Raw genomic sequence first — 24,403 nt, 5'->3', positions numbered from 1 at the left:
TTAGGCCGACGAACTAGGCGATGATGTCTTCTATCAGTGCTTGCAATGACGCTTCTGAACCGCTGAAACTGTCGATCATGGCTTGAATGACGCGATCCCGTTCAAGGATGTCGTCATTGAATATCAGGCCCGCGTGCTCGGCGAGCATCGCAAGGAAGGTGAGCTGGGTTCGGCCGTTGCCTTCGCGAAACGGATGCACGGCGTTGATCTCCGCGACGATGTGCGCCAGATGCTTCGCAAAGCTGGTGCCGTCGAGATGAGCTAAGCGGTCGGGATTGCCGAGTTCGCGAAAGACCCGCGCCATCTCGGTGGCGATGTGTTCGGGATAGCGGAACCAATTGCCGGCCTTGCCGATGCGGATGGTGCGCGGCTGACCGGCCCAGCCACACATCCTGGAACAGGTGCCGGTGCAGGCCGAGATAGTGACGGTAGTCGAGTTCGCCTGCCGGCAATGGCTCGTCAGCGCGAGTCAGGAACAGCGCGAGCTCGACTTCATCAAGCTCAGCCTGGTCGCGGATGTCCAACAGGTTAATGAGCACCGTCGTGCCAGGGTAGCACAGCGGATCGAACTCAGCGGCGTAGACCAACGTCTATTTCTTCTTGCGGATTTCTTCCTTGATGAGCGAACGCCGCTCATCACCGGACAGTCCGTGTCGTACGCCTAGGGCGAGTAATTTCGCCATGCGAGGCGATAAGGTCATGCCTTCCACGGCGCTGATTTTCTCGCCGCGCTCGCTGGTCAGCACGAACTGGCCGGTCTTGGCTGAACGACTGGCTCTTGAGCTAGGAGACTTCATTTCGAGACAATATCATAACCATTGAGGAGAGACCAAAATGATTTCCAGGGTAAGCCCAGTTAGCCGCGCAACCTCCCCCCCTCGGGATCGAAGAACGGTATCGGCGCCACGACCGCGCGGGTCGGCCTGCCGTCGATGTCGATGCTGAGTTCGGTGCCAATCGCGGTGAAAGGCAGCCGCAGGTGCGCCGTGGCCAGCACCTTGCCCAGGGAATAGCCGTGATCGCTGTAGGTGACGATGCCAGCGTCCTCGCCATCGGCCAGGACCCTGGCATCGGTGGCGGCCGGCGTGTCGCCGTCGAGGATCAGGCCGACCCATTGCTCGTCGAGGCCCTTGTCGCGAACCTTGAGCAACGCTTGCCGGCCGACGAAATCGCCCTTGTCGAACTTGATCCAGCGGTCGAGCCCGACATGGAACGGGGTGCGGCTCTCATCCATGTCGATGCCGTGCGCCGGATAGGCCTTTTCCAGGCCCAGCGTGAACATTGCCAGCACGCCATAGGGTTTCAGGCCAAAGTCCCGGCCGGTCCGCATCAGCGCATCCCAGACCGAAGCGGCCTCGTCGGCCGGCACGAACAATTCGAAGCCGAGCTCGCCGGTGACCCCGGTGCGCGAGATCAGCACCCGCGTGCCGTTGATGTGGCCTGACGTGAACGACCAGCGCTTCAGTCCATCTAGATCGGCATCCGCAATCAACGCTTTCAGCAGTTCGCGCGAGCGCGGGCCCTGGATGGTCGGGAAGGCGATGGCTGCGGTTATGTCGGTGACATAGGCTTTGCGACCCTGCGCGTGATGCAACAGCCAGGGCAGCATCTTCAGGCGGTTGACCGAGCCGGTTACCAGCATGAAGTGCTCCGGACCCAACCGAAACACGGTGAGGTCGTCCATGATGCCGCCATCCTCGCGGCAGACGGTGGAATAGCGGACCTGGCCCGGTTTCATGGCCGCGGCATCATTGACGATGACGTGGTTGACCAGCGCCTCGGCGTCCGGCCCCTTGATGTCCATCTTGCCCATGGTGCTGAGATCCTGCACGCCGACATTTTTGCGGGTGTTCAGGTGCTCGTCGGCAATGCCGGAATAAGTTTTGGCCGAGATGAAATCGCCCCCGACACGACCCATGGTCGCGCCCAGCCCGACGATGCTGCTGTAGAAAGGGGAACGCCGCTCAGCCAAGGAAGTCTCCATCATTCAAGAAAAACGGCAGCGCCAGCCGGCGCTGCCGGAAGGCATCTGTTGTCGTTCTCAGCTGCCGTAGACGTCGAAGGAAAAGTACTTGTCGTTGATTTCCTTGTACTTGCCATTGGCGCGCAGCGCGTCGATGGCCGCATTGAGCTTGTCGGCCAGTTCCTTGTTGCCCTTTTGCAGGGCGATGCCGACGCCGGGGCCGTGTATGGCCGGATCGGCGGTCAGCGTGCCGAGCAGCTTGCAGCAGGCGCCGTCTGGCTTCTTCAGCCACTCGGTCAAGATGATCGAGCCGTCCATCATCGCGTCGAGGCGGCCATTGGCCATGTCGGTGCGGGCATCGTCGCCCGTCGGATAGGCCTTGACCGTCGAGCCTTCATATTTCTGGTCGGCGAATTTCTGGTGGATGGTCGCGGTCTGCACCCCGAGCGCCTTGCCTTTCAGGTCGTCCGGCGAGGTGCCTGATATGGTCGAATCCTTGGGCACGGCGATGGCCGGCGGCGTCTGGTAGTATTTGTGGGTGAACTCGACCTTCTCGGCTCGCTCCGGCGTGATAGTGATGTTGATGATGGCGTCGAACTTGCCGGCCTGCAGCGCCGGTATGGAACCATCGAAATCCTGCACGCTGAACTCACATTCGGACTTCATCTCGGCGCACAGCGCCTTCCCCAAGTCGATGTCGAAGCCGCCCAGCGTGCCGTCGGCGCTGGCGTAGTTGAAGGGCGGATAAGCGCCTTCGGTGCCGATCCTGAGTTTTTTGTCCTGGGCGGAGGCGGCACCCGTGGCAAGGGTGAGGGCGACGGAAGCGGCAAGCACGAAACGACCGAAAAGACGCATGTTCGAGATCCCCGTTGAAAGCGGGAAGTCTACGGTCTTCCAGGCGCGCGGCGGAGACGGAAACGACATGCGCTGCGGCGATCACGGCGCGGCGAGCAGACCAGGCGAGCGATCGGTGATGTGTTAGCCGACGCGCTGCTTGTCGGTGGCCATCTGGTCGATGGCCAACTCCCCGGCCGAGAGGACAACGCCAAACTTTTCGGTGGCTTCCTCTGATGTGTAGTACCCCAGCGCCACGTCGCGCAGCACAAGATCGGCATCGCGCTGCAGCGGATCGCCATAGCCGCCGCCGCCCGGCGTGCCGACGCGCACGCGGTCGCCGGCCTTGAGCGCAATGTCCTGTTCTTTGGACAAATGCGGCGGCACGTGTTCCTCGCCGTTGCGGAAGACGGTCACCGTGTTGACGGCGCCGTCCTTGCCGCCAAGCGCGCCCTGCGGGCCGAACCGGCCATGGTCCATGACGAAGGAAGCGCGGGCGTCGCCGCGCAGGATTTCCACCTCATAGGCGAGGCCGAAACCGCCGCGATGCTTGCCGGCGCCGCCGGAGCCTTCACGCAAGGCGTAGTGGCGGTAGAGCACCGGGAATGCCTGTTCCATGATCTCGACCGGCGGCGACTTGGAGATGCCGATGGTCGAGCAGCCATTGGTCAGGCCGTCATGGCCTGAATTGCCGCCATAACCGCCGCCGGAGATCTGGTACATGACGTAGTCGCGGCCGCGTGCCGGGTCGTTGCCGCCGAGTGCGAAATTGCCGCTGGAACCGGCGGGTGCGGCGGTCACCTTGTCCGGCAGCGCCTGCACCATCGCCGCGAACACCGCCTCGGCGATGCGCTGCGACACCTCGGCGGCGCAGCCCGAGACGGGCCGCGGATATTTGGCGTCGAGGAACGTGCCTTCCGGCCGCTTGACGATCAGGGGTTCAAACGCGCCGGCGCTGATCGGCACATCCGGGAAAATGTGGCGCATGGCGAGATAGACCGAGGATAGGGTCGTCGCCAGCACGCTGTTCATCGGCCCGGCGCAGGGCTTTGACGAGCCGGTGAAATCGAAGGTCAGCGTGTCGCCCTGTTTTTCGACGCCGAGCGCGATGATCAGCGGCTCGTTGACCACCCCATCGGAATCGACAAACGCCTTGGAATGGTAGGTGCCGTCGGGAATGGCTGAGATGTTGGCGCGCATCTGTTCGGCGGCACGGCGGCGCAGTTCGGCGATCGCCGCGACAACAGTTTCGTCACCGTAACGATCCAGGATTCCATTCAGCCGATCCTGGCCGATCAGCAGTGCGGCGGCCTGGGCCCTGATATCGCCGATGCGCTGGTCGGCGACGCGGATGTTGGAGCAGATGATGGCGTAGATTTCCGGATCGAGCACGCCCTTCTTGAACAGTTTTACGGGCGGCAGTCGCAGGCCTTCCTGCTCCACGGCAGTCGCCGAGGCTGAAAATCCGCCCGGCACCGAGCCGCCAATGTCGGGCCAATGGCCGGTGTTGGATAGCCAGCAGAAAATCTTGCCGTCCCGGTAGACCGGCATGGCGAAGCGCACATCCATCAGATGGGTGCCGCCGAGATAGGGGTCGTTGACGACGTAGATGTCGCCTGGTTCCGGCGGCAGGCAACGGCCGTCGGCGATCATCTCGATCACCGTCCTGGTCGAATACTGCATGACACCGACGAACACCGGCAGGCCCTGGCTGCCTTGCGCGATCAGCGAACCGTCGACAGCCGAATAGATTCCGTCGGAACGGTCATTGGCCTCGGCGATGACCGGCGAGAAAGCGGCGCGAGAGAACGTAAGGTCCATCTCGTCGCAGACCTGCTGCAGGGCCGCCTGGAGGACCGAAAGGGTGATGGCGTCGAGCTTTGCCATATCAGGCCTCGCCAATGTCGATGATGATGTTGCCGTCAGCGTCGCTGCGTGCGCGGTCGCCGGGTTCGAGCACGGTGGTGGCATCCATCTGTTCGAGGATCGCCGGGCCTTCGATGATAGCATCGAGCGGCAGCTTTTCACGCGCATATACGGGCGTGTCGTGCCAACGGCCGGCATACCAGACCGGCCGGATTTCGCGCCGCGCCTCGTCCAGCGTTGCTGCGCGCCCCGCCGGATCGATCAGGCGCGACAGATCGATCGCCAGACGCACGCCGGTGACCGATGTATTGAGATTGACGAGATTGGCTCGGATTTCCGGCAGCTCGACCTTGAAGCGGGCGAAATAGGCCTTTTCGAAAAGCTGCTGCAGCGTTGCCCGGGTCACCGAGGAGGACGGCAGCGCCACGTTGATGATGTGGGTCTGGCCGACGAACTGCATGTCGGCGGAGTGGGTGACGCGGATCGTCTCCGGCTTTACCGCTTCCTTGCCGATCAGTTCCTCGCCTTCGTTTCGGTGCCGTTCCAATACCGCGTGAAGATGCGTTTCGTCGAGCACCGACACCGGCTGGTTGATGGTGTTGACGAAGTCGTGGCGCAGGTCGGCAACGACGCAGCCGAGCGCGTTGGTGATGCCTGGACGCGCCGGCACCAACACCTTGGGCAGGCCGAGTTCGCGCGCCAGGGCAGTCGCATGCAGCGGCCCGGCGCCGCCGAAGGCGAACAGCGCGAAATCGCGGGGGTCATGACCGCGTGACACCGAGACCATGCGGATGGCGCCGGCCATCTTCATGTTGCCGAGCCGCAGCACCGCGCCCGCCGCCTCGACGCCGGAAAGGCCGGTCGGCTTGCCGATTTTCTCCTCGAAGATGCCGGTGACGCGCTCTGATGTGACCGGGTTTTCGACTGCCAGCAGCTTCTTCGGCGCCAGCCGGCCGAGCACCAGATTGGCGTCGGTGATGGTCGGCTCGAGGCCGCCGCGCCCGTAGCAGATCGGGCCGGGATTGGCGCCCGCACTTTCCGGGCCGATCTGGATCAGGCCGGCCGCGTCGACGCGGGCGATCGAGCCGCCGCCGGCGCCGACCGTGTGCACCGCCACCATCGGCACATGGATCGGCATGGCATATTCGATCTCGATCTCGTTCGAGACGGCCGGCTCGGCATTGCGGATCAGCGCCACGTCGGTCGAAGTGCCGCCCATGTCGTAGGTGACGAGGTTTTCGAAGCCGGCACGTTTTCCGGTGTAGGCGGCGGCGATGACACCCGAGGCCGGACCGGACATGACAGTCTTGGCCGATTCACGTGTGACGAAGCGGGCCGAGATCATGCCGCCATTGCCGTTCATGATCAGGAAGTCGCGGGCATAGCCTTTTGCAGCCAGTTCCTTGCGCAGCCGCTCGACATAGCGCTCGAGGATCGGCTGCACCGAGGCGTTGACCGAAGCGGTGACGCCGCGCTCGAACTCGCGCGCCTCCGACAGCAGCGCATGGCCTGCCGTGATGTAGCCGTTCGGCCAGAGCTCGGCGGCAATTTCGGTGGCGCGCCGCTCGTGCGCCGGATTGGCGTAGGAATGCAGGAAATGGATGACGAGGGATTCGCAACCGGCCGCGATCAGCGTCTGCACCGCCTCGCGCATTTCGGCCTCGTCGAGCGGTGTGCGTATCGCACCCGACGCTTCGACGCGCTCCGACACTTCGAGCCTGAGATTGCGCGGGATGATCGGCACGAAGCTGCCGGTCATGCCATAGGCCTGCGGCCGCGTGCGCCGGCCAAGCTCGATCACGTCGCGAAAACCGCGCGTGGTGATCATGCCGGTTTTCGCCAGCCGGCGTTCGAGCACCGCATTGGTGGTGGTGGTCGTGCCATGCACGATGAGGTCGATGCCGTCGATCGGAAATCCGGTGGCGCCGAGCGCCGAAACGACACCGAAGGCCTGGTTGTCGACCGTGGTCGGCGTCTTGGCCAGATACACCCTGCCGCCATCGCTTCCGTCGATCAGGAGCAGGTCGGTGAAGGTGCCGCCGACATCGATACCGGCAACGACATTTCCCTGGGGATCGCGCGCTTGCGCCGAAATATTCTCTTCCATCGTCGAAACCCGAAATGCGCGGACTACGGATATGCGTCAGTTTGGAAAGCTGTTTTAAGGGAGCATCTTGACGCAAATATCGTTTGTATACTAATAAATTCCGGACACAAGAGCTTGCCGCTTTGGAGTGTGCGAACAGCACGCCGGGACCTGAATGGTCCGGGCGCGCAAGTGAAGGTTTGGCGCCCGCGTCCGTGAGCTGGGCCAGAAGGTTGGATTTGATGAACACCACATCCGCTCTCAATACCGTCGGCGCCCGACCGCTGCAGTTCCCGATTCCGGCCAATGTCTATGCCGAAACCGTGGTCTCGGTGAAGCACTACACCGACCGGCTGTTCTCGTTCCGCATCACCCGTCCGCAGTCGCTGCGCTTCCGCTCCGGCGAGTTCGTCATGATCGGCCTGCCCAATGCAGAGAAGCCGGTGTACCGCGCCTATTCGGTGGCGAGCCCAGCCTGGGACGAAGAGCTGGAATTCTTCTCGATCAAGGTGCCGGACGGCCCGCTGACTTCGGAGCTGCAGAAGATCCAGGTCGGCGACACCGTCATCATGCGCCAGAAGTCGACCGGCACGCTGGTGGTCGACGCACTGACGCCGGCCAAGCGGCTGTTCATGATCTCGACCGGCACCGGCATCGCGCCCTTCGCCAGCCTGCTGCGCGACCCCGACACCTACGAAAAATTCGATCAGCTGATCCTGACCCATACCTGCCGCGACAATGCGGAACTCACCTACGGCCAGGAGCTGGTCGCAGCACTTGAAAGCGACCCGCTGATCGGTGAACTGACCACTGGGCGCGTCACGCTCTACAATTCGACGACCCGCGAGGAATCGGCACGCATGGGCCGCATCACCGCGCTGATCGGCTCCGGCAAGTTCTACAGCGATCTCGGCATCGACAAGCTCAACCCGGAAACCGATCGGATCATGATCTGCGGCTCGATGCATATGCTGAAGGACGTCAAGGAACTAGCCGAAAGCCTCGGCTTCGAGGAAGGCTCGCTGAGCCATCCGGCGACTTTTGTCGTCGAGCGCGCCTTCGTCGGCTGAGCCGCACCAACATCTCGGAAGTCTACGTTTTTGACCGCACGGTCAAAAATTGCTGCTTTCGCCGCCTTTTTCGGTTATGACCGCCCGCAGGACTCGTGAAGTAGGGCTTCACGGGCTATCTTCGGCACACGTCGCTGAATGAAAGGGCAGGAGATGAGCAGCACAATCCGCGAAGCCGATGTCGGCTCGTCCAAGGTGACGCCGCTGCCGGCGCGTGCCGCCGCCAATACAGCCGTCCCGCACGATCATCGCATTGCGCGCAACCCCGGCATGAAGCTCGACCTTGGCTTCATGGAATCGGTGCGCAGCGTCAATCGCTCGGCGCTGGAACGGCGCGTCGCCAGCCTGACCAAGCGGCGCTCTATCAAGGCCGACAACCAGGCCGCCTGGCTGCTGCGCGCCGTCGCCTGCATGGATTTGACGACGCTGAATTCCAACGACACCGAGGAGCGCGTGCGCCGGCTTTGCGCCAAGGCGATCAATCCGTTCCGCCGCGACATTGTCGAGGGCCTCGGCATATCAGGTGAAACCATCCGCCCGGCCGCCGTCTGCGTCTACCACCCCTTCGTTGCCACCGCCGTCGATGCGGTGCGCGGCACTGGCATCCATGTCGCCGCCGTCTCCACCGCCTTTCCGCATGGCCTGGCGCCGCTGTCGACCCGTTTGCAGGAGATCGAGGCCTCGGTCCGTGACGGCGCCGACGAGATCGACGTCGTCATCCCGCGCGGCCTGGTGTTCGGCGCCAAGTGGCGGGAGCTTTACAATGAGATCGTCTCGATGCGCGCCGCCTGCGGTGATGCGCATCTGAAGGTCATCCTCGGCACCGGCGACCTCGCCACGCTGCGCAATGTCATGCTGGCCTCGATGGTGGCGATGATGGCGGGCGCCGATTTCATCAAGACCTCGACCGGCAAGGAAAGCGTCAACGCGACGCTGCCCGTCGGCCTCGCCATGGTGCGTGCCATCAGGGCCTATTTCGAGGAAACCGGCTATCTCATCGGCTTCAAGCCGGCCGGCGGCATTTCCACGGCCAAGGCCTCGCTCGACTGGCTGGTGCTGATGAAGGAAGAGCTCGGCCGGCCATGGCTGGAGCCGGACCTGTTCCGCTTCGGCGCGTCGAGCCTCTTGACCGACATCGAGCGCCAGCTCGAGCACCATTTGACCGGACATTATTCGGCCAATCATCGCCACGCGATGGCGTGAGCCTTTACCCCCACCCCGATCGGCTTTTGCCGATCGACCCTCCCAGGCGGGAGGGTGAAGGAGGCACCTGATGAACATTCTCGATCGCTATCACGCCATGGAATACGGCCCGGCACCGGAGGCCCGCAACGAGGCCGACGCCTGGCTTGCCGCGCGCGATTTCGGCAAGGCGCTGTTCATCGGCGGCGACTGGAAAGCCGCTGCCGGCGGCAAGACCTTCGAGACCAGCGAGCCGTCTTCCGGCAAGCTGCTGGCCGAGGTCTCGGACGCCAATGCCGCCGATATCGACGCGGCGGTTGCGGCCGCCGCCAAGGCGCTGCCGAAGTGGTCGGCAGCCTCAGGCTATCAGCGTGCCAAAGTACTCTATGCCATCGGCCGCGCCATGCAGCGGCATCAGCGCCTGTTCGCGGTGCTTGAGACCATCGACAACGGCAAGCCGATCCGCGAAAGCCGCGATATCGACGTGCCGCTGGCGATCCGCCATTTCATCCACCATGCCGGCTGGGCGCAGGCGCTGGACAGGGATTTCCCCGGCCATAGGGGTGTCGGCGTCGTCGGCCAGATCATCCCGTGGAACTTTCCGTTGCTGATGCTGGCCTGGAAGATCGCGCCGGCGCTCGCCGCCGGCTGCACCGTGGTGCTGAAGCCGGCCGAGTTCACGCCGCTGACCGCCATCCTGTTCGCCGAGATTTGCGAGCGTGCCGGCGTGCCGAAGGGCGTCGTCAACATCGTCCAGGGCGGCCCTGAGGCCGGCGTCGCCATCGTCAACCATCCCGGCGTCCAGAAGATCGCCTTTACCGGCTCTTCCGAGGTCGGCAAGATCATCCGCAAGGCCACCGCCGGCTCGGGCAAGAAACTGTCGCTGGAGCTCGGCGGCAAATCGGCTTTCATCGTCTTCGAGGATGCCGATCTCGACAGCGCCGTCGAAGGCCTGGTCGACGGCATCTGGTTCAACCAGGGCCAGGTCTGCTGCGCCGGTTCGCGGCTCCTGGCGCAGGAAGGCATAGCCGACGCCCTGATCGCCAAGGTCAAGACGCGGATGAGCCGGCTGCGCGTCGGCAGCCCGCTGGACAAGAACACCGATATCGGTCCGCTCGTCGATCTGACCCAGCTCGAGCGCGTCAAGGGCCTGGTTGCCGAAGGCGCCAGACAGGGCGCTGTCTGCTGGCAGCCGGATGCCGCACTGCCGTCCTCCGGCTACTACCTTCTGCCGACGCTCGCCACAGGTGTTTCGCCGGCTAACATATTGGCGCAAGAAGAGGTGTTCGGCCCTGTTCTGGCGACCATGACCTTCCGCAACACCGAGGAAGCGATCGAGCTCGCCAACAACACGCGCTATGGCCTCGCCGCCTCGGTGTGGAGCGAGAACGTCAACCTTGCCCTGCACGTCGCGCCGCAATTGAAGGCCGGCGTGGTCTGGGTCAACGGCACCAACATGTTCGACGCCGCCTGTGGCTTCGGCGGCTACCGCGAGAGTGGTTTCGGTCGTGAGGGCGGGCGCGAGGGCATGTTCGAATATCTCACGGCAAAATTGCCGCTCGGCCCGGTCATCAAGCCGGCGACGATGTCGGCGCAACCGGTCGAGCAGGCCGATGGCGCGGCAATCGACCGTACGGCAAAGCTGTTCATCGGCGGCAAGCAGGTACGGCCGGACGGCAATTATTCGCTGGCTGTCGCCACCGCCAAGGGCAAGCTTGCCGGCGAAGTTGGGCTTGGTAGCCGCAAGGATATCCGCGATGCCGTCTCCGCCGCCCGCGGTGCCAAGGCCTGGCCGGAGGCGACCGCCTATAACAGGTCCCAGGTGCTCTATTATCTGGCCGAGAACCTTTCCGGCCGCGCCGGCGAGTTCGCCGCCCGTCTCACCGAATTGACCGGCGCCACGCCCAAGGCTGCGCGGGAAGAGGTAGAACAATCCATCGAGCGGCTGTTCCTCTATGCCGGTCTGGCCGACAAATTCGAGGGCCGCGTGCACCAACCGCCCGCGCGTGCCGTGACATTGGCGCTGCACGAGCCGGTCGGCGTCGTCGGCATCGTCGCGCCGGATGCCTCGCCGCTGCTCGGCCTGATCTCGCTGATTGCACCCGCACTCGCGATGGGCAACACCGTGGTCGCAGTGCCGTCGGAGCGCTACCCGCTGCTGGCGACCGATCTTTACCAGGTCATCGAATATTCCGACATTCCCTCAGGCGCCATCAACATCGTCACCGGTCGCAGCGCCGAACTCGCCGGCGTGCTGGCCAAGCATGACGATGTCGACGGGCTTTGGGTGTTCGCCGATGCCGAGACCTGCGCCAAGGCGGAAGCCGAGTCCATCGGCAACCTCAAGCGCGTCTGGAGCGGCAATGGCCGCGGCATCGACTGGGCATCCGACCAAGCCGCCGGCGACGCCTTCCTACGCCGCGCCGTCGAGGTCAAGAATGTCTGGGTGCCTTACGGCGATTGATGGCCTGCCGGTACTGTTCAGATCGTGTTCGGGCTTGACGCCCGGACAGATGTTCTTTAACGAGAAAAAACATCTTTATCAGTGAACGGTCAACGGCGCAGGCTGCACGATCACGCGTGACTGGCACATGACGCCTTGGCCAGCCGCAGGTAGACCCGGACTATCCCAGCGGACGAGGAGAACAGCATGGCGGATCTGGCAGGCAAGGTCGTTGTCGTCACGGCAGCGGCGCCAGGGATCGGCAAGGCGAGCGCACTGGCCTTCGCAAAAGCCGGCGCCATCGTCTACGCCACCGACATCAACGAGACGCTGCTGGCGGAACTCGCCAAGACGCCAGGGATCAAGACCCGCAAGCTGGACGTGCTCAACGACGAAGCCGTCAACGCCGCCTTTGCCGAGATCGGTGTCGTCGACGTGCTGTTCAATTGCGCCGGTTTCGTCCATTCGGGCTCGATCCTGGAGATGAAGGACGGCGACCTCGATTTCGCGCTGAACCTCAATGTCCGCGCCATGATCCGCACCAGCCGGGCCGTGCTGCCCGGCATGCTGGAACGCGGCGACGGATCGATCATCAACATGGCCTCGCTGGCCAGTTCCACCAAGGGCGTGCCCAACCGCTTCGTCTATGGCCTGACCAAGGCCGCGGTCATCGGCCTGACCAAGGCGATAGCCGCCGACTATGTCGGCAAGGGCATACGCTGCAACGCCATCTGCCCCGGCACGGTCGAGAGCCCGTCGCTGCAGGACCGCATGCACGCGCAAGGCGACTATGATGCCGCCCGCGCCGCCTTCATCGCCCGCCAGCCGATGGGCCGGCTCGGCACGCCGGAGGAAATCGCCGATCTGGCCGTCTACCTGGCCGGCGCCACGTACACGTCCGGGCAGGCCTACAATATCGACGGCGGCTGGTCGATCTGACTGCGGAAATCTTGCGTGGGCCGGACGATCTGGCCCGTTGCCGGCGTTCAACAGGGGATCGAACAGTCTGAAAATCCCGCGCGCCGGCTATCTTGTATGGCGATCGCGCTTGTCCGTAGTCAGGTCGGTGAGTACGGTCCGCCGGTTCCTTGAAGGAGCAATCGCCTTGGCGGAAAGTTTGCAAAAGGCCGCGAGGCCGCAATCAGGAGAAGGATTTAGATGAAACTGCTGCGCTATGGCGAGGTGGGAAGCGAACGTCCCGGCCTGCTCGATGCGGATGGAACGATCCGTGATCTCTCCGCTCACGTCACCGATATCGGCGGCAAGGCACTCGATCCGGCATCGCTGGCAGCACTCGCCAAGCTAGATCCGAAGTCGCTGCCGGCGGTTTCCGGCAGCCCGCGCCTCGGCGCCTGCGTTGCCGGCACGGGCAAGTTCATCTGCATCGGCCTGAACTATTCCGACCACGCCGCCGAGACCGGCGCTACCGTGCCGCCGGAGCCGATCATCTTCATGAAGGCAAGCTCGGCCATTGTCGGGCCGGATGACGACGTGCTGATCCCCCGCGGCTCGGAGAAGACCGACTGGGAAGTCGAGCTGGCCGTGATCATCGGCAAAACCGCCAAATATGTCAGCGAAGCCGACGCGCTCGACTATGTCGCCGGCTATAGCGTCGCCCACGACGTCTCAGAGCGCGCCTTCCAGGCCGAGCGCCAGGGCCAGTGGACCAAGGGCAAGAGCTGCGACACATTCGGCCCTACCGGCCCATGGCTGGTGACCAAGGACGAGGTAGCCGATCCGCAGAACCTCAAAATGTGGCTGACCGTCAACGGCAAGACGATGCAGAACGGCTCGACCAAGACCATGGTCTATGGCGTCAAGTATCTGGTGTCCTATCTCAGCCAGTTCATGTCGCTGCACCCCGGCGACATCATCTCCACCGGCACGCCGCCCGGCGTCGGGCTGGGCATGAAGCCGCCGGTGTTCTTGAAGGCCGGCGATGTGGTTGAACTGGGCATTGAAGGCCTGGGGCAGCAGAAGCAGACGTTCAAGGCGGACGTTTAGGCAGTACATTTCGGGGTCAGCGCTGCCCCTTCATCCGGCCGCTTCGCGGCCACCTTCTCCCCGCTGGGGAGAAGAGACTGGCGTCGGCGCTGGCAATCTCCTCTCCCCTCGGGGAGAGGTCAGCCGAGCGAAACGGAGGCTGGGTGAGGGCCAGCGCCGGCGTATCTACTTCAGCACCTTCCCATCCGTACCAAACCGATACGTCTTCGCCGGATCCGGCGTCGCATACAGCGTGGCACCCGGCTCGGCATCGTAAACACCAAAAATCCGCACGGTGATCAGCCCGGCCTTCTCGCAGTCGAGATAGAGGTTGGTGTCGGCGCCGAGATGCTCGGCGTGCACCACCGTTCCCTTCCAGGAGCCGGATTTCGGATCGACGGTCAGATGTTCCGGCCGCACGCCGATTGTCTTGGCGGTTTCGCCGAGACGGGCGCCGTCGACGAAATTCATCTTCGGCGAGCCGATGAAGCCGGCGACGAACTCATTTGCCGGCGAATTGTAGAGCTCCATCGGGCCACCGATCTGCTCGATTTTCCCTGCGTTGAGCACTACGATCTTGTCGGCCAGGGTCATCGCCTCGACCTGGTCGTGGGTGACGTAGATCATCGTTGCCTTCAGCCGGCGATGCAGCTGCGCGATCTCCAGCCTTGTGTTGACGCGCAGTGCGGCATCGAGGTTGGACAATGGCTCATCGAAGAGAAAAAGCTTCGGCTCGCGCACCACGGCGCGGCCGATGGCGACACGCTGGCGCTGGCCGCCGGAGAGTTCGGCCGGCCGCCTTTCGAGATAGGGCTCCAGCGACAGCATCGACGAGGCTATGCCGATGCGGCGCTCGATCTCGGCCGCCGGCGTGCCGGCCTGCTTGAGGCCGAGGCCCATATTGTTCTTCACCGTCAGATGCGGATAGAGCGCATAGGTCTGGAACACCATGGCGATGCCGCGCTTGGCCGGCGGCGTGGCCGAAACGTCCGCGCCGTCGATGACGACGCGGCCCGAGGTCGAATCCTCCAGCCCGGCAATGACCCTGAGCAGGGTCGACTTGCCGCAGCCGGACGGCCCGACGAAAACGACGAACTCGCCGTCGTTCACTTCGAGGTTGATGCCCTTCAGCACCTCGACCGGCCCAAAGGCCTTCTTCACGTTCTCGATGTTCAGCGAGCCCACGGCTTCGTCCCTGTTCTAGAGTTTGAGGGCGGCGCCGCTGCGCACGCTCTCGTCGGCGGCAAGGCAGACGGCGAGCGATTTGACCGCGTCGTCCATGTGTTTGGCGAGGTCCAGATCCTCGCGGATTGCCTTCAGCACGAAGGCCTGTTCGAGGTCGCAGAGGTCCTGATGGCCGGGTTCGCCTGCCATCGACAGCATTTCGTCGGCCTTGAGAAACTTGCCGTCCGCGTCGGCCGCCGCATTGTGCAGGCGGATGGTCGAGGTCTTGGTGTGGGTGTCGATGTCATCGGACTTCACACCTTCCTTCATGACGATCGACACGCAGCCATTGGGCGAGATGACGTCCTTCACGAAGAAGGCGGTTTCCGAAATCATCGGCCCCCAGCCGGCCTCATACCAGCCGACCGAACCGTCGTCGAACAGCACCTGCAAGTGGCCGTAATTGTACATCGAGGGCGCGACCTCGTCGGTCAGCCGCACGCCCATGCCGCGCACTTCCACGGGCTTCGCATCGGTGATCTGCAGCATGACGTCGAGATAGTGCACGCCGCAATCGACGATCGGCGAGGTCGTCTGCATCAACTGCTTGTGCGTCTCCCAGGTATGGCCCGAGGATTGCTGGTTGAGGTTCATGCGGAAGACGTAGGGGCCGCCGAGCTTGCGCGCTTCGGCGATGAGCCTGATCCAGGACGGGTGATGGCGCAGGATGTAGCCGATCACCAGCTTCCTGCCGTTGGCCTTGGCCGCCGCGACGACGCGCCTGGCATCGGCCACCGTCGTTGCCAGCGGCTTTTCGACGAAGACGTGGCAACCGGCCTCGAACGCCTTCACCGCATAGTCGGCATGGCTGTCGGAATAGGTGGCGATGCAGGCGACATCGGGCTTTTCATCGCGCAATGCCTCGTCGAAGGAGCGCTTGATGCCGTAACCCGACAGCCCGTCCGGCAGCGGCACGTCGGAGCGATTGATCAGCGCCGCGATCTGGAAACCTGGATTGGTATGGTAGGCCAGCGCATGGCTGCGACCCATATTGCCAAGCCCGGCGACGACGACGCGCAGAGGGGTTTCAGAACTCACTTCACCGCTCCGGAAGTAATGCCGCGGATCAACTGCCGCGAGAAGATGACGTAGAGGATCAGCACCGGCATGATCGCCAGCGACAGCGCCGCCAGGATAGCGTTCCAGTTGGTGACGAACTGGCCGAGGAACAGCTGGGCGCCGAGCGTCACCGTCTTGGTTTCTTCCGACGGCGCCAGGATCAGCGGGAACCACAGGTCATTCCAGATCGGGATCATGGTGAAGACGGCGACGGTTGCCATCGACGGCCTGACCAGTGGCAGCACCAGGCGGAAGAAGATGGTGTATTCCGACAGGCCGTCGATGCGGCCGGCATTCTTCAGATCGTCGGACACCTGCTTCATGAACTCCGACAGGATGAACACGGCAAGCGGCAGGCCTTGCGCGGTGTAGACCAGGATCAGCGCCGTCAGCGTGTTGACCAGCCCGCTCGCCACCATCAATTGCAGGATGGCGACGGTGCCCAGCCGGATCGGGATCATGATGCCGAGCGCCAGATAGAGCCCCATCAGCGAATTGCCGCGGAAGCGGTATTCCGACAGCGCAAACGCTGCCATGGCGCCGAACAGGAGCACGAAGAACAGCGAGGCGACGGTGACGACGAGGCTGTTCTGGAAATAGTGGAAGAAGTCGCCCTGGCCGATGACGGTGGTGTAGCCGATCAGGTCGAAGGTCTTTGGCGTCGGCGGCGTCAGCGGCGCGCCGAAGATGCCGGCGCGGGACTTGAACGAGTTCATGATCACCAGGATCACCGGAAACAGCGCGATCACCGTGTAGGTCAGCAGGATCGCATGGGCGCCGATGGTGCGGGGCACGGAACGGGTGGCGGTGCTCATCTCTCGGCCCCTCAGAACTGGTAGCGACGCAGGCGCGTCTGGACGAGGAAGAGGTAGACGCAGACGCCGCCGAGGATGATCAGGAACATCATCGTGGCGATCGCCGCGCCCATATTGGGGTCGCCGACCTGCAGCTGGAAGCCGAAGAAGGCGCGGTAGAGGAAAGTGCCGAGAATATCGGTCGAATAGTTCGGCCCGGCGAGCGCGCCTTGCGCGGTGTAGATCAGGTCGAAGGCGTTGAAATTGCCGACGAAGGTGAGGATCGAGATGATGCCGATCGACGGCAGGATCAGCGGCAGCTTGATCTTCCAGAACTGCGCCAGGCCGGTAATGCCATCGCATTCGGCGGCCTCGATCACCTCTTCGGGGATCGACAGCAGGGCGGCGTAGATCAGCATCATCGGGATGCCGACGAACTGCCACACCGAAATCAGGCTGAGTGCGGTGAGCGCATATTGTTCCTTGCCGAGCCATGGCGTGAACAGGCTTTTCAGGCCGACGAGATCCATCAGATGCGGCGCCACGCCCCACAACGGGGACAGGATCAGCTTCCAGGCGAAACCGACGATGACGAAGGACAGGATGGTCGGCACGAAGATCGCCGTGCGGTAGAAGGCCGCGAACCTCAGTCTCGGGCTGGACAGAAGCGCGGCCAGCATGACGCCGATCGGGTTCTGCACCAGCATGTGGATGATAAAGAACCAGGTGTTGTTCCTCAGCGCGTTCCAGAAACCCACCGACCAGTTGGGATCGCCGAACAGCATGCGGAAGTTTTCCAGCCCGACGAAGACCTGGTGCTGCTCGATGTTGCGGAACAGCGAGAGCTGCAGCGTGCCGGCGAGCGGCAGGATCATGATTGCCGTGTAGACAAGCACCGCCGGCGCCAGGAAGACGCCTATATGCCAGCGGAACGGTCTTTTCGCTCTGATATCTGCGGCCATGAGTTCGGTCCCCGCCGTCTCTCGGTTCCAAAGGGTATCGATCTAGATGATGCCTCGATGCACGGCCCGACCATTCCTGCCGATGCGGCAGGAACAAAGGCCTGCGACTGATCAGCTAGCCTTCCCCGAAGAGAGGGTAAGGCCGGGAGGCGGTGCCGACAATCGCAATCCGAATAGGCTTTGAATGAGGTAGTCCGGAACCGGCCAGGCGTGCGCCAGGCCGGTTCCGTTGCCTGAGCTCTTACTTGGCCGGATGGTACCAGCTATCGAGGCCGGTCTGCAGCTTCTTGGCCGCCGCTTCCGGCGTATCGGTGCCGTTGATGACGTTGGCCGATTCAACCCAGGTCTCGTTCTCGAGGTTCGGCGTGCCGCGCGACAAGATCTGGTAGGTCGAGCGGATCGTCGACTTGCACTTGCCGCGCCAGGAGACGAATTCCTGCGCCAGCGGGTCTTCCATCTTCACCGGCGAGGAGTTCAGGCTGAAGAAGCCCGGCAGTGCGTTGGCGTAGATGGTTGCGAAATCCGGCGAGGCGACCCAGGACAGGAAGGTCTTGGCCGCATCGGCGTTCTTCGAAGCCGCATTCAGGCCCATGCCGATATCGGTATGGTCGGAGATGTAGCAGGTGTCGCCGGCCTTCTCGACCGGCGGCGGGAAGGCGCCCATCTTGAACTGCGCCTGGGTGTTGAACAGGCCGATCTCCCACGAGCCGGCCGGGTAGATGGCGGCGCGGCCGAGCGTGAACAGGTTCTGGCTGTCCGGATAGGTCTGCGCCTCGAAGCCATCGCCGAGATAAGGCTTCCACTTGGCCAGTTCCTCATACGGCGCGACCCAGTCCTTGTCGGTCAGCTTCTGATCGCCCTTGATCAGCGCCGCGCGGCCGTCCTCGCCCTTCCAGTAGTTGGGGCCGATGTTCTGGTAGCCCATGGTCGCGGCTTCCCAGAGATCCTTGGTGCCCATCGCCATCGGGATGTAGGTGCCGTCGGCCTTAATCTTGTCGAGCGCGGCGAAGAACTCGTCGCGGGTCTCCGGCACCTTGATGCCGAGCTTGTCGAAGGCGTCCTTGTTGTAGATGAAGCCGTGGATGACCGAGGCCATCGGCACGCAGAAGCTCGCCTTGCCGTCGTCGGTCTGCCAGGCGGACTTGGCCACCGGCGAAAAGTTCTCCATGCCAGGCAGCGCCGAGAGATCGGCAAGGTTGCCCTTCTTGAACAGCTCAAGCGACTTGTCGAACGGGCGGCAGGTGATCAGGTCGCCCGCCGAGCCGGCGGCGAGCTTGGCGCCGAGCGCGGCGTCATATTCGGTCGGAGCCGAGGGTGCGAACACGACCTTGATGCCCGGGTTCTTGGCTTCGAAAGCCGGGATCAGCTTGTCCTTCCAGATGGCAAGGTCGTCGCCGCGCCAGCTTTCGATGTTGAGCGTTACGTCGTCGGCGTGAGCCAACCCGGCCGAGCCGAGAATGCTGGTGCCCAAAAGCAGTGCCGTCAGTAGTTTCGTTGTCATGCTCAGTCTCCCTGTTGACCTTTTTCAGGTTCGGTTTTGATGAGAACAGAGGCTTTTGAGCCCTTGCTCCCCTCTATAGCGGAAAGGGCCGGCCGCAACTTCTGGCCGGCCTCTTCCAGTATCTTCTGCGCCGCGTCAGTGCTGTCGGCGCCGGCGGCGAGCAGAATGGCGGTCTTGACCGCGCCGCCGCTCTTTTCGAGCAGGCGGGCCGCTTCGTCCGTGCCGCGGCCGCTGACGGCGGCGACGATACGCGCCGCGCGGTCGCGCAGCTTGATGTTGTCGGCCATGAGATTGACCATGTAGCCGTCATGCACATGGCCGAGATGGATGGCGGTCAGCGTCGACAGCATGTTGAGCGCGATCTTCTGGGCAGTGCCGGCGCCCATGCGCGTGGAGCCGGCGATCAGTTCCGGCGGCGTTTCGAGCAGGATGGCGGTTTGTGCCTGGCGCAGCAGCGCAGAGTCCCTGTTGTTGGCGATGCCGATGGTGGCAGCGCCGCGGCGGGCAGCCTCCTCGATGGCCCGCACGGCATAGGGCGTCGTGCCGCTGGCGGAAATGGCGATCAGGCAGTCGCCCTTGCCGAGGCCGGCCTCGGCGACCGCTGCCGCGGCTTCCTCGGTGTCGTCTTCCGGCCCGCCGGCCAGCGTGCGGAAAGCGTCGTCGCCGCCGGCGATCAGGATGGCGATGCGGTCGCGGTGAATGCCGAAGGTGCCCGGCAGCTCCAGCGCATCGGCCAGTGCCATCAGGCCTGAGCTGCCGGCCGCGGCGTAGGCAAGCTTGCCGCCGCCCTTCAGCCTGCCGGCGATGATCTCGGCGGCCCTGGCGATGGATGGAATGGCATGGCGCACCACCTTGGCGGCTTCGATCTGCGCATCGGCCAAATAGGAAAGGATGGCGTCCGGAGGCTGGATATCCAGCCCCTCGGCATTTTTGTGAAGCGCTTCGGTGCGCGTTTCGGCCATCCCGGTTCCTCCAATACCAGAACAATACCAAAAAAATACCACTTGTCCACACGCATTAACGAATTCGCGGACTGGAAATCGCTGAGCGGCCGACATACGCAGATTTTTCAATAAAATACGGCTTAAACTTTTTGAAACGGAAATTAACCCTTGGCTATTGGTATTTTATTGGTATTATCCGCCCGGAGGAGAAATCAACGTGAATTTCGTGCTCGGAATCGATGGCGGCGGCACCAGCTGCAGGGCCGCCCTGGCAACGGCGGACGGCACGGTGATCGGCCGCGCCAAAAGCGGCGCCGCCAACATCCGCACCGACCTGACCGGCGCTCGCTCGAACATCGTCGAGGCCGCCAGGCAGGCGTTCCTCGTCGCCGGGCAGGATCCGGAACTGATCCCGCGAACGCCCGCAATTCTCGGCCTTGCCGGCGCCAATGTCGGCACCTACCGGCAGCAGCTCGAGGCGATCCTGCCATTCAGCATCAGCCAAGTCGAGACCGACGCCGAAATCGCGCTGGAAGGCGCTGTCGGCGCCGGTGACGGCGCCATGGCGATCCTCGGCACCGGCACCGCCTATATGGCGCGCAGACAAGGCAAATCGCGCGCCATCGGCGGCTGGGGCTTCCAGGTTGGCGACCAGGGCAGCGGCGCCCGTATCGGCCGCGACCTGCTCGAACAGACACTGCTTGCCTATGACGGCGTCCGCGCGGGCTCGCCGCTGACGCAGAGCATGCTGGCCGTCTTCCGCAACAACCCGGAGGATGTCGTCGAATTCACCACCAATGCCAAGCCCGGCGATTTCGGCGGCTTCGCACCCAAGGTGTTCGAACACGCCGAGAAGGGCGACAGCGTCGCCAACTGGATCCTCGACAAGGTAGTTGCCGATGTCGAAGCCTCGCTCGGCGCGCTCGATCTCGCCGACGACGCGCCGCTGTGCCTCCTCGGCGGGCTGGCGCCGCTCTACGCGCCGCGCCTGTCTGCCCGCTACCGGGCGCTGCTGAAGCCGCCGCTCGACGACGCGCTGGGCGGCGCGGTGCAGATGGCGGTTCGCCTCCTTGCCGGACACGCGGAGGCAACTCGATGAGCGAGGCCGCCGACCAGATCTTCGCCACGCTGAAACATCAGGCGCAAAGCGGCGCGCCGCTTTATCTGCAGTTGCGCAAGAGCATCGAGGACGCGGTCAATCGCGGCCTGATCGGGCCGGGCGACGCGCTGCCCTCCGAGCGCGACATCGCCACCAAGGCCGATATTTCGCGGGTCACCGTGCGCAAGGCGGTGCAGGACCTGGTCAAGGGCGGCATCCTGGTGCAGCGCCACGGCTCCGGCACCTTCGTGGCGCCGCGCATGGAGCGTGTCGAACAGTCGCTGTCGCGGCTGACCTCGTTTACCGAGGACATGGCGCGGCGCGGCATGGTGGTGCGTTCGGCATGGCTCGACCGCGGCCTTTACGCACCTTCGCCCGACGAAATGATGGTGCTCGGCCTGTCGTCGAACGAACTGGTGGCGCGCGTGGCGCGCCTGCGCATTGCCAACGACACGCCGCTGGCGATCGAGCGGGCCTCGCTGTCGGCCAGCGTGTTGCCCGACCCGGCCGACATAGGCTCCTCGCTCTATGCCGCGCTGGAATTGACCGGCAATCGGCCGGTGCGGGCGGTGCAGCGCATTTCCGCCGCCAATCTCGGCGACAGCGACGCGCGCCTGCTCGAGGTGCCGCCAGGCATTGCCGGCCTGCACATCGAACGTATTTCCTATCTGGCGAGCGGCAAGGTGATCGAATTCACCCGCTCTATCTACCGGGGCGACGCCTATGATTTCGTCGCCGAACTGCGGCTGACAGGGCCGAGCGAAGAGGGCCGACCATGAGCACGACAGAGCCGACCATGTCGACAGAGATGACCCATATGCGGCGCGAGATCGAGGAGGTCCCGCAGGCCGTCGCCCGCCTGCTCGACGGCTCCGGCGCCGTGCTGACCGAAGCCGGGCGCGGCATCCGGGAACGCGACCCGCAGTTCGTCGTCACCGTGGCGCGCGGCTCGTCCGACCATGCCGCCACCTTCATGAAATACGCCGTCGAGCTGACGGCGGGCCTGGCCGTCGCATCGGTCGGGCCGTCGATCGCCTCGATCTATGGCCGCAAGCTCAGGCTCGCCGGCTCGGCCTGCCTGGCGATCTCGCAATCGGGCAAGAGCCCCGACATCGTCGCCATGGCCGAAACCGCGCGGGCGGGAGGCGCGCTGACCGTCGCCATCACCAACACCGCCGATTCGCCGCTGGCGCGTGCCTCGGACTATGCGATCGACATCCTGGCCGGCCCCGAGCGCAGCGTCGCGGCCACCAAGACCTTCATCAATTCGGCCGTCGCCGGCCTCGCTCTGATGGCGCATGCCACCGGCGACGATGCGCTGCTGGCGGCGCTTGCCCGCCTGCCGGAGCATTTCGGCAAGGCGATCGCCTGCGACTGGATGAGCGTGCTCTCTGAGACGATCGAGAAGCAGAAGTCGTTGTTCATCCTCGGCCGCGGACCGTCGGCGGCGATGGCCAATGAGGCTGCGCTGAAATTCAAGGAGACCTGCGGCATGCATGCGGAAGCCTACAGCGCCGCCGAGGTCATGCACGGCCCGCTGGCGCTGGTCGGCCCCGATTTTCCGGTGCTGGCGCTGGCCGCGCGCGACGCGTCCGAACCGTCGATTGCCGAGGCCGCCGACAGCCTGGCGGCCAAGGGCGCGCCGGTGTTCGTCACCTCGGCACTTGCCCAACGCGCCGTGCGCCTGCCGCATGTCGCCACAGGCCATCCACTGACCGATCCGCTGACGCTGATCGTCTCCTTCTACATGTTCGTCGAGGCGTTTGCCCGCCATCGCGGTCTCGACCCGGACACGCCGCGCAATCTTCGCAAGGTGACGGAGACCGTATGAGCAATCGCTTTGCCCTGACTGGCGCCCGGATTTTCGACGGCGACGATTGGCATGAAGGCCACGCGCTGGTCGTGCGCGACGGTCTCGTCGAGGCCATTTTGCCCACGGGCGCCGTCCCCTCGGACATCGCCCTCGTCGACGCCGGTGACGGCCTGCTGGTGCCGGGTTTCGTGGACCTGCAGGTCAATGGCGGCGGCGGCGTCATGCTCAACGACCATCCCGATGTCGCTTCCATCGAGACCATCTGCCGCGCGCACGCGCCCTTCGGCACGACGGCGCTGCTGCCGACGCTGATCACCGACACGCCTGCAATCACGGCCGCCGCTGTCGCCGCCGGCGAGGCGGCGGCGCGCCAGAAGGTGCCTGGGTTTCTCGGGCTGCATCTCGAAGGCCCGCATTTGTCGGTCGCCCGCAAGGGCGCGCATGATCCGGCGCTGATCCGGCCGATGACGGATGCCGACCAGGCGATGCTGATCGCGGCTCGGCAAAAGCTGCCGGTGCTGCTGACCACCATCGCGCCCGAATCCGTCGAGCCGGCTCGCGTCGCGGCGCTGACTAAGGCCGGCGTCATCGTCAGCCTTGGCCATTCCGACACCGGCTACGCCACCGCCAGCGCCTTTGCCGCGGCGGGCGCCTCGATGGTTACCCACCTGTTCAATGCGATGAGCCAGATCGGCAATCGCGAGCCTGGCCTGGCTGGCGCCGCCATCGACATCGGCACCTTGTCGGCCGGTCTCATCGCCGACGGCATCCATGTCGATCCGGCCACCATCAAGATCGCACTGCGCGCCAAGCAGGGGCCGGCCAGGATCGTTCTGGTCACCGACGCCATGGCGACAATCGGCACCGACATGACGTCGTTCACGCTCAACGGCCGTACCATCTATCGCAGGCATGGCAGCCTGCGGCTCGGCGACGGAACGCTGGCGGGCGCCGATCTCGACATGATCTCGGCCATTCGTTTCACCCACCGCGTCATCGGGGTCGAGCTTTCCGAGGCCTTGCGCATGGCTTCGCTCTATCCGGCGCAAGCAATCGGCCAGTCGCACCGGCTTGGCCGATTCGCCAACGGCACGGCTGCGGATATTGTCGCGCTGTCGGACGATCTCGACCCGAAGGGCGTCTGGATCGGCGGCGAAAAGGTTTTTGGAGCCGGCTACGGCACTGCGCATTGATATCGGCTGTCGTCGTGAAACCTTTTGATTTTGAGGTCGTTGTCGGAGCGTATGTCCGAGGCGAAACCCAAATTGAAACAGGCCGACGGCATCAAACCGCGCGGTGCCTTGAAGCCGCGACAGCAAGCGCCGCGTGACCAGAGGCCGCGCCACGAGGATCTGCGCGAAAAAAAACCGCCGACTGCCGAAGCTGCCCCCGAGGTCGACGGCCAGCCGGGACCGCCACCGGAGGCTGTCGAGCCGGATCCGCAACTGACGCCCGAAGAAGCCGAGCAGGCGCGCCGGAAATACCTGCTGCGGCGTTTCTGGATCAGCGGGCGCGGCTACTGGGCCAGGCGGGGCGATGGGCTTGCCTGGCCGCTCACGATCGGGCTGTTGATCCTGATC

At 64.3% G+C, this 24,403-nt stretch carries 21 protein-coding genes and 1 pseudogene; 11 read left to right on the top strand and 11 right to left on the bottom strand.

Annotated elements, in window-relative coordinates; genetic code table 11:
* Positions 1 to 13 precede the first annotated feature (13 nt).
* Complete coding sequence (locus EN932_RS00110; protein ID WP_348629883.1) at positions 14 to 391, bottom strand: Fic family protein; 378 nt, start codon at positions 389 to 391, stop codon at positions 14 to 16.
* Positions 392 to 401: 10 nt separating this feature from the next.
* On the opposite strand from EN932_RS00110, the gene EN932_RS39680 reads away from it, so the two are divergent.
* Positions 402 to 665, top strand: coding sequence for a hypothetical protein (locus EN932_RS39680; protein ID WP_348630203.1), 264 nt, complete (start codon positions 402 to 404; stop codon positions 663 to 665).
* Between the two features lie 191 nt (positions 666 to 856).
* Here the strand turns inward: EN932_RS39680 and EN932_RS00100 are convergent, their stop codons facing one another.
* From EN932_RS00100 to EN932_RS00085, 4 genes are all read right to left on the bottom strand, one after another.
* Positions 857 to 1,987, bottom strand: coding sequence for an aminomethyltransferase family protein (locus tag EN932_RS00100; RefSeq protein ID WP_127369581.1), 1,131 nt, complete (start codon positions 1,985 to 1,987; stop codon positions 857 to 859).
* A gap of 54 nt (positions 1,988 to 2,041) precedes the next feature.
* Positions 2,042 to 2,818, bottom strand: a complete 777-nt coding sequence (locus tag EN932_RS00095) for an ABC transporter substrate-binding protein (RefSeq protein WP_127369582.1) — start codon at positions 2,816 to 2,818, stop codon at positions 2,042 to 2,044.
* 123 nt (positions 2,819 to 2,941) lie between these two features.
* Complete coding sequence (locus tag EN932_RS00090; RefSeq protein ID WP_127384717.1) at positions 2,942 to 4,684, bottom strand: hydantoinase B/oxoprolinase family protein; 1,743 nt, start codon at positions 4,682 to 4,684, stop codon at positions 2,942 to 2,944.
* A gap of 1 nt (position 4,685) precedes the next feature.
* Positions 4,686 to 6,770 (bottom strand): hydantoinase/oxoprolinase family protein, encoded by a 2,085-nt coding sequence (locus EN932_RS00085; protein WP_127384716.1) that lies wholly within the window; start codon positions 6,768 to 6,770, stop codon positions 4,686 to 4,688.
* 221 nt (positions 6,771 to 6,991) lie between these two features.
* Between EN932_RS00085 and EN932_RS00080 the strand changes: the two genes are divergently transcribed.
* From EN932_RS00080 to EN932_RS00060, 5 genes are all read left to right on the top strand, one after another.
* Positions 6,992 to 7,819: a ferredoxin--NADP reductase gene (locus tag EN932_RS00080; protein ID WP_027040179.1), complete on the top strand. Its 828-nt coding sequence runs from the start codon at positions 6,992 to 6,994 to the stop codon at positions 7,817 to 7,819.
* A 153-nt stretch (positions 7,820 to 7,972) separates the two neighbouring features.
* Complete coding sequence (gene deoC, locus EN932_RS00075) at positions 7,973 to 9,022, top strand: deoxyribose-phosphate aldolase (protein WP_127384715.1); 1,050 nt, start codon at positions 7,973 to 7,975, stop codon at positions 9,020 to 9,022.
* Between the two features lie 70 nt (positions 9,023 to 9,092).
* Entirely contained in the window at positions 9,093 to 11,465 is a 2,373-nt protein-coding gene (locus EN932_RS00070) for an aldehyde dehydrogenase family protein (RefSeq protein ID WP_127369150.1), read from the top strand.
* A gap of 186 nt (positions 11,466 to 11,651) precedes the next feature.
* Positions 11,652 to 12,383: an SDR family oxidoreductase gene (locus EN932_RS00065; RefSeq protein ID WP_128368673.1), complete on the top strand. Its 732-nt coding sequence runs from the start codon at positions 11,652 to 11,654 to the stop codon at positions 12,381 to 12,383.
* Between the two features lie 219 nt (positions 12,384 to 12,602).
* The gene (locus tag EN932_RS00060) at positions 12,603 to 13,448 is read left to right on the top strand and encodes a fumarylacetoacetate hydrolase family protein (RefSeq protein ID WP_013528568.1); all 846 of its coding nucleotides are present in this window, start codon (positions 12,603 to 12,605) and stop codon (positions 13,446 to 13,448) included.
* A 165-nt stretch (positions 13,449 to 13,613) separates the two neighbouring features.
* Here EN932_RS00060 and EN932_RS00055 read toward each other — a convergent pair whose 3' ends face one another.
* From EN932_RS00055 to EN932_RS00030, 6 genes are all read right to left on the bottom strand, one after another.
* A complete protein-coding gene (locus EN932_RS00055; protein ID WP_127369149.1) occupies positions 13,614 to 14,612 on the bottom strand; it encodes an ABC transporter ATP-binding protein in 999 nt (332 codons plus the stop codon).
* A 15-nt stretch (positions 14,613 to 14,627) separates the two neighbouring features.
* A complete protein-coding gene (locus EN932_RS00050) occupies positions 14,628 to 15,689 on the bottom strand; it encodes a Gfo/Idh/MocA family oxidoreductase (RefSeq protein ID WP_127369148.1) in 1,062 nt (353 codons plus the stop codon).
* Positions 15,686 to 16,525: a carbohydrate ABC transporter permease gene (locus EN932_RS00045; protein WP_027161160.1), complete on the bottom strand. Its 840-nt coding sequence runs from the start codon at positions 16,523 to 16,525 to the stop codon at positions 15,686 to 15,688. Before EN932_RS00045 ends, EN932_RS00050 begins: the two co-directional genes overlap by 4 nt.
* 11 nt (positions 16,526 to 16,536) lie before the next feature.
* A complete protein-coding gene (locus tag EN932_RS00040) occupies positions 16,537 to 17,466 on the bottom strand; it encodes a sugar ABC transporter permease (protein ID WP_027161161.1) in 930 nt (309 codons plus the stop codon).
* A gap of 241 nt (positions 17,467 to 17,707) precedes the next feature.
* Positions 17,708 to 18,967: an ABC transporter substrate-binding protein gene (locus EN932_RS00035; protein WP_013528574.1), complete on the bottom strand. Its 1,260-nt coding sequence runs from the start codon at positions 18,965 to 18,967 to the stop codon at positions 17,708 to 17,710.
* Between the two features lie 2 nt (positions 18,968 to 18,969).
* On the bottom strand, positions 18,970 to 19,929 hold the full coding sequence (locus EN932_RS00030; RefSeq protein WP_127369173.1) for an N-acetylmuramic acid 6-phosphate etherase: 960 nt from the start codon (positions 19,927 to 19,929) through the stop codon (positions 18,970 to 18,972).
* Positions 19,930 to 20,128: 199 nt separating this feature from the next.
* Between EN932_RS00030 and EN932_RS00025 the strand changes: the two genes are divergently transcribed.
* From EN932_RS00025 to EN932_RS00005, 5 genes and pseudogenes are all read left to right on the top strand, one after another.
* The gene (locus tag EN932_RS00025; RefSeq protein WP_127369172.1) at positions 20,129 to 21,010 is read left to right on the top strand and encodes an N-acetylglucosamine kinase; all 882 of its coding nucleotides are present in this window, start codon (positions 20,129 to 20,131) and stop codon (positions 21,008 to 21,010) included.
* Positions 21,007 to 21,789 (top strand): GntR family transcriptional regulator, encoded by a 783-nt coding sequence (locus tag EN932_RS00020; protein ID WP_063169682.1) that lies wholly within the window; start codon positions 21,007 to 21,009, stop codon positions 21,787 to 21,789. The genes EN932_RS00025 and EN932_RS00020 overlap by 4 nt, the downstream gene beginning before the upstream one ends.
* A 17-nt stretch (positions 21,790 to 21,806) precedes the next feature.
* Positions 21,807 to 22,841 (top strand): SIS domain-containing protein, encoded by a 1,035-nt coding sequence (locus EN932_RS00015; RefSeq protein WP_024502148.1) that lies wholly within the window; start codon positions 21,807 to 21,809, stop codon positions 22,839 to 22,841.
* Positions 22,838 to 24,016 (top strand): N-acetylglucosamine-6-phosphate deacetylase, encoded by a 1,179-nt coding sequence (gene nagA / locus EN932_RS00010; protein ID WP_013528579.1) that lies wholly within the window; start codon positions 22,838 to 22,840, stop codon positions 24,014 to 24,016. The genes EN932_RS00015 and nagA overlap by 4 nt, the downstream gene beginning before the upstream one ends.
* A 51-nt stretch (positions 24,017 to 24,067) precedes the next feature.
* Positions 24,068 to 24,403: pseudogene (locus EN932_RS00005) on the top strand (ABC transporter ATP-binding protein/permease); the annotation flags it as partial.

The sequence above is a fragment of the Mesorhizobium sp. M7A.F.Ca.US.002.01.1.1 genome, assembly GCF_004022955.1.
GTDB classification, from domain to species: Bacteria; Pseudomonadota; Alphaproteobacteria; order Rhizobiales; family Rhizobiaceae; genus Mesorhizobium; species Mesorhizobium ciceri.
Note: the sequence above shows the minus strand (reverse complement) of the source record. Positions and strands in the feature narration are given on the sequence as shown.

Coding starts and splice junctions, on each gene's coding strand:
- deoC (WP_127384715.1), top strand. CDS start 7,973: ATGAGCAGCACAATCCGCGAAGCCGATGTCGGCTCGTCCAAGGTGACG.
- EN932_RS00085 (WP_127384716.1), bottom strand. CDS start 6,770: ATGGAAGAGAATATTTCGGCGCAAGCGCGCGATCCCCAGGGAAATGTC.
- EN932_RS00015 (WP_024502148.1), top strand. CDS start 21,807: ATGTCGACAGAGATGACCCATATGCGGCGCGAGATCGAGGAGGTCCCG.
- EN932_RS00060 (WP_013528568.1), top strand. CDS start 12,603: ATGAAACTGCTGCGCTATGGCGAGGTGGGAAGCGAACGTCCCGGCCTG.
- EN932_RS00030 (WP_127369173.1), bottom strand. CDS start 19,929: ATGGCCGAAACGCGCACCGAAGCGCTTCACAAAAATGCCGAGGGGCTG.
- EN932_RS00070 (WP_127369150.1), top strand. CDS start 9,093: ATGAACATTCTCGATCGCTATCACGCCATGGAATACGGCCCGGCACCG.
- EN932_RS00095 (WP_127369582.1), bottom strand. CDS start 2,818: ATGCGTCTTTTCGGTCGTTTCGTGCTTGCCGCTTCCGTCGCCCTCACC.
- EN932_RS00110 (WP_348629883.1), bottom strand. CDS start 391: ATGTGTGGCTGGGCCGGTCAGCCGCGCACCATCCGCATCGGCAAGGCC.
- EN932_RS00100 (WP_127369581.1), bottom strand. CDS start 1,987: ATGATGGAGACTTCCTTGGCTGAGCGGCGTTCCCCTTTCTACAGCAGC.
- EN932_RS00090 (WP_127384717.1), bottom strand. CDS start 4,684: ATGGCAAAGCTCGACGCCATCACCCTTTCGGTCCTCCAGGCGGCCCTG.
- nagA (WP_013528579.1), top strand. CDS start 22,838: ATGAGCAATCGCTTTGCCCTGACTGGCGCCCGGATTTTCGACGGCGAC.
- EN932_RS00065 (WP_128368673.1), top strand. CDS start 11,652: ATGGCGGATCTGGCAGGCAAGGTCGTTGTCGTCACGGCAGCGGCGCCA.
- EN932_RS00080 (WP_027040179.1), top strand. CDS start 6,992: ATGAACACCACATCCGCTCTCAATACCGTCGGCGCCCGACCGCTGCAG.
- EN932_RS00020 (WP_063169682.1), top strand. CDS start 21,007: ATGAGCGAGGCCGCCGACCAGATCTTCGCCACGCTGAAACATCAGGCG.
- EN932_RS00045 (WP_027161160.1), bottom strand. CDS start 16,525: ATGAGCACCGCCACCCGTTCCGTGCCCCGCACCATCGGCGCCCATGCG.
- EN932_RS00035 (WP_013528574.1), bottom strand. CDS start 18,967: ATGACAACGAAACTACTGACGGCACTGCTTTTGGGCACCAGCATTCTC.
- EN932_RS00040 (WP_027161161.1), bottom strand. CDS start 17,466: ATGGCCGCAGATATCAGAGCGAAAAGACCGTTCCGCTGGCATATAGGC.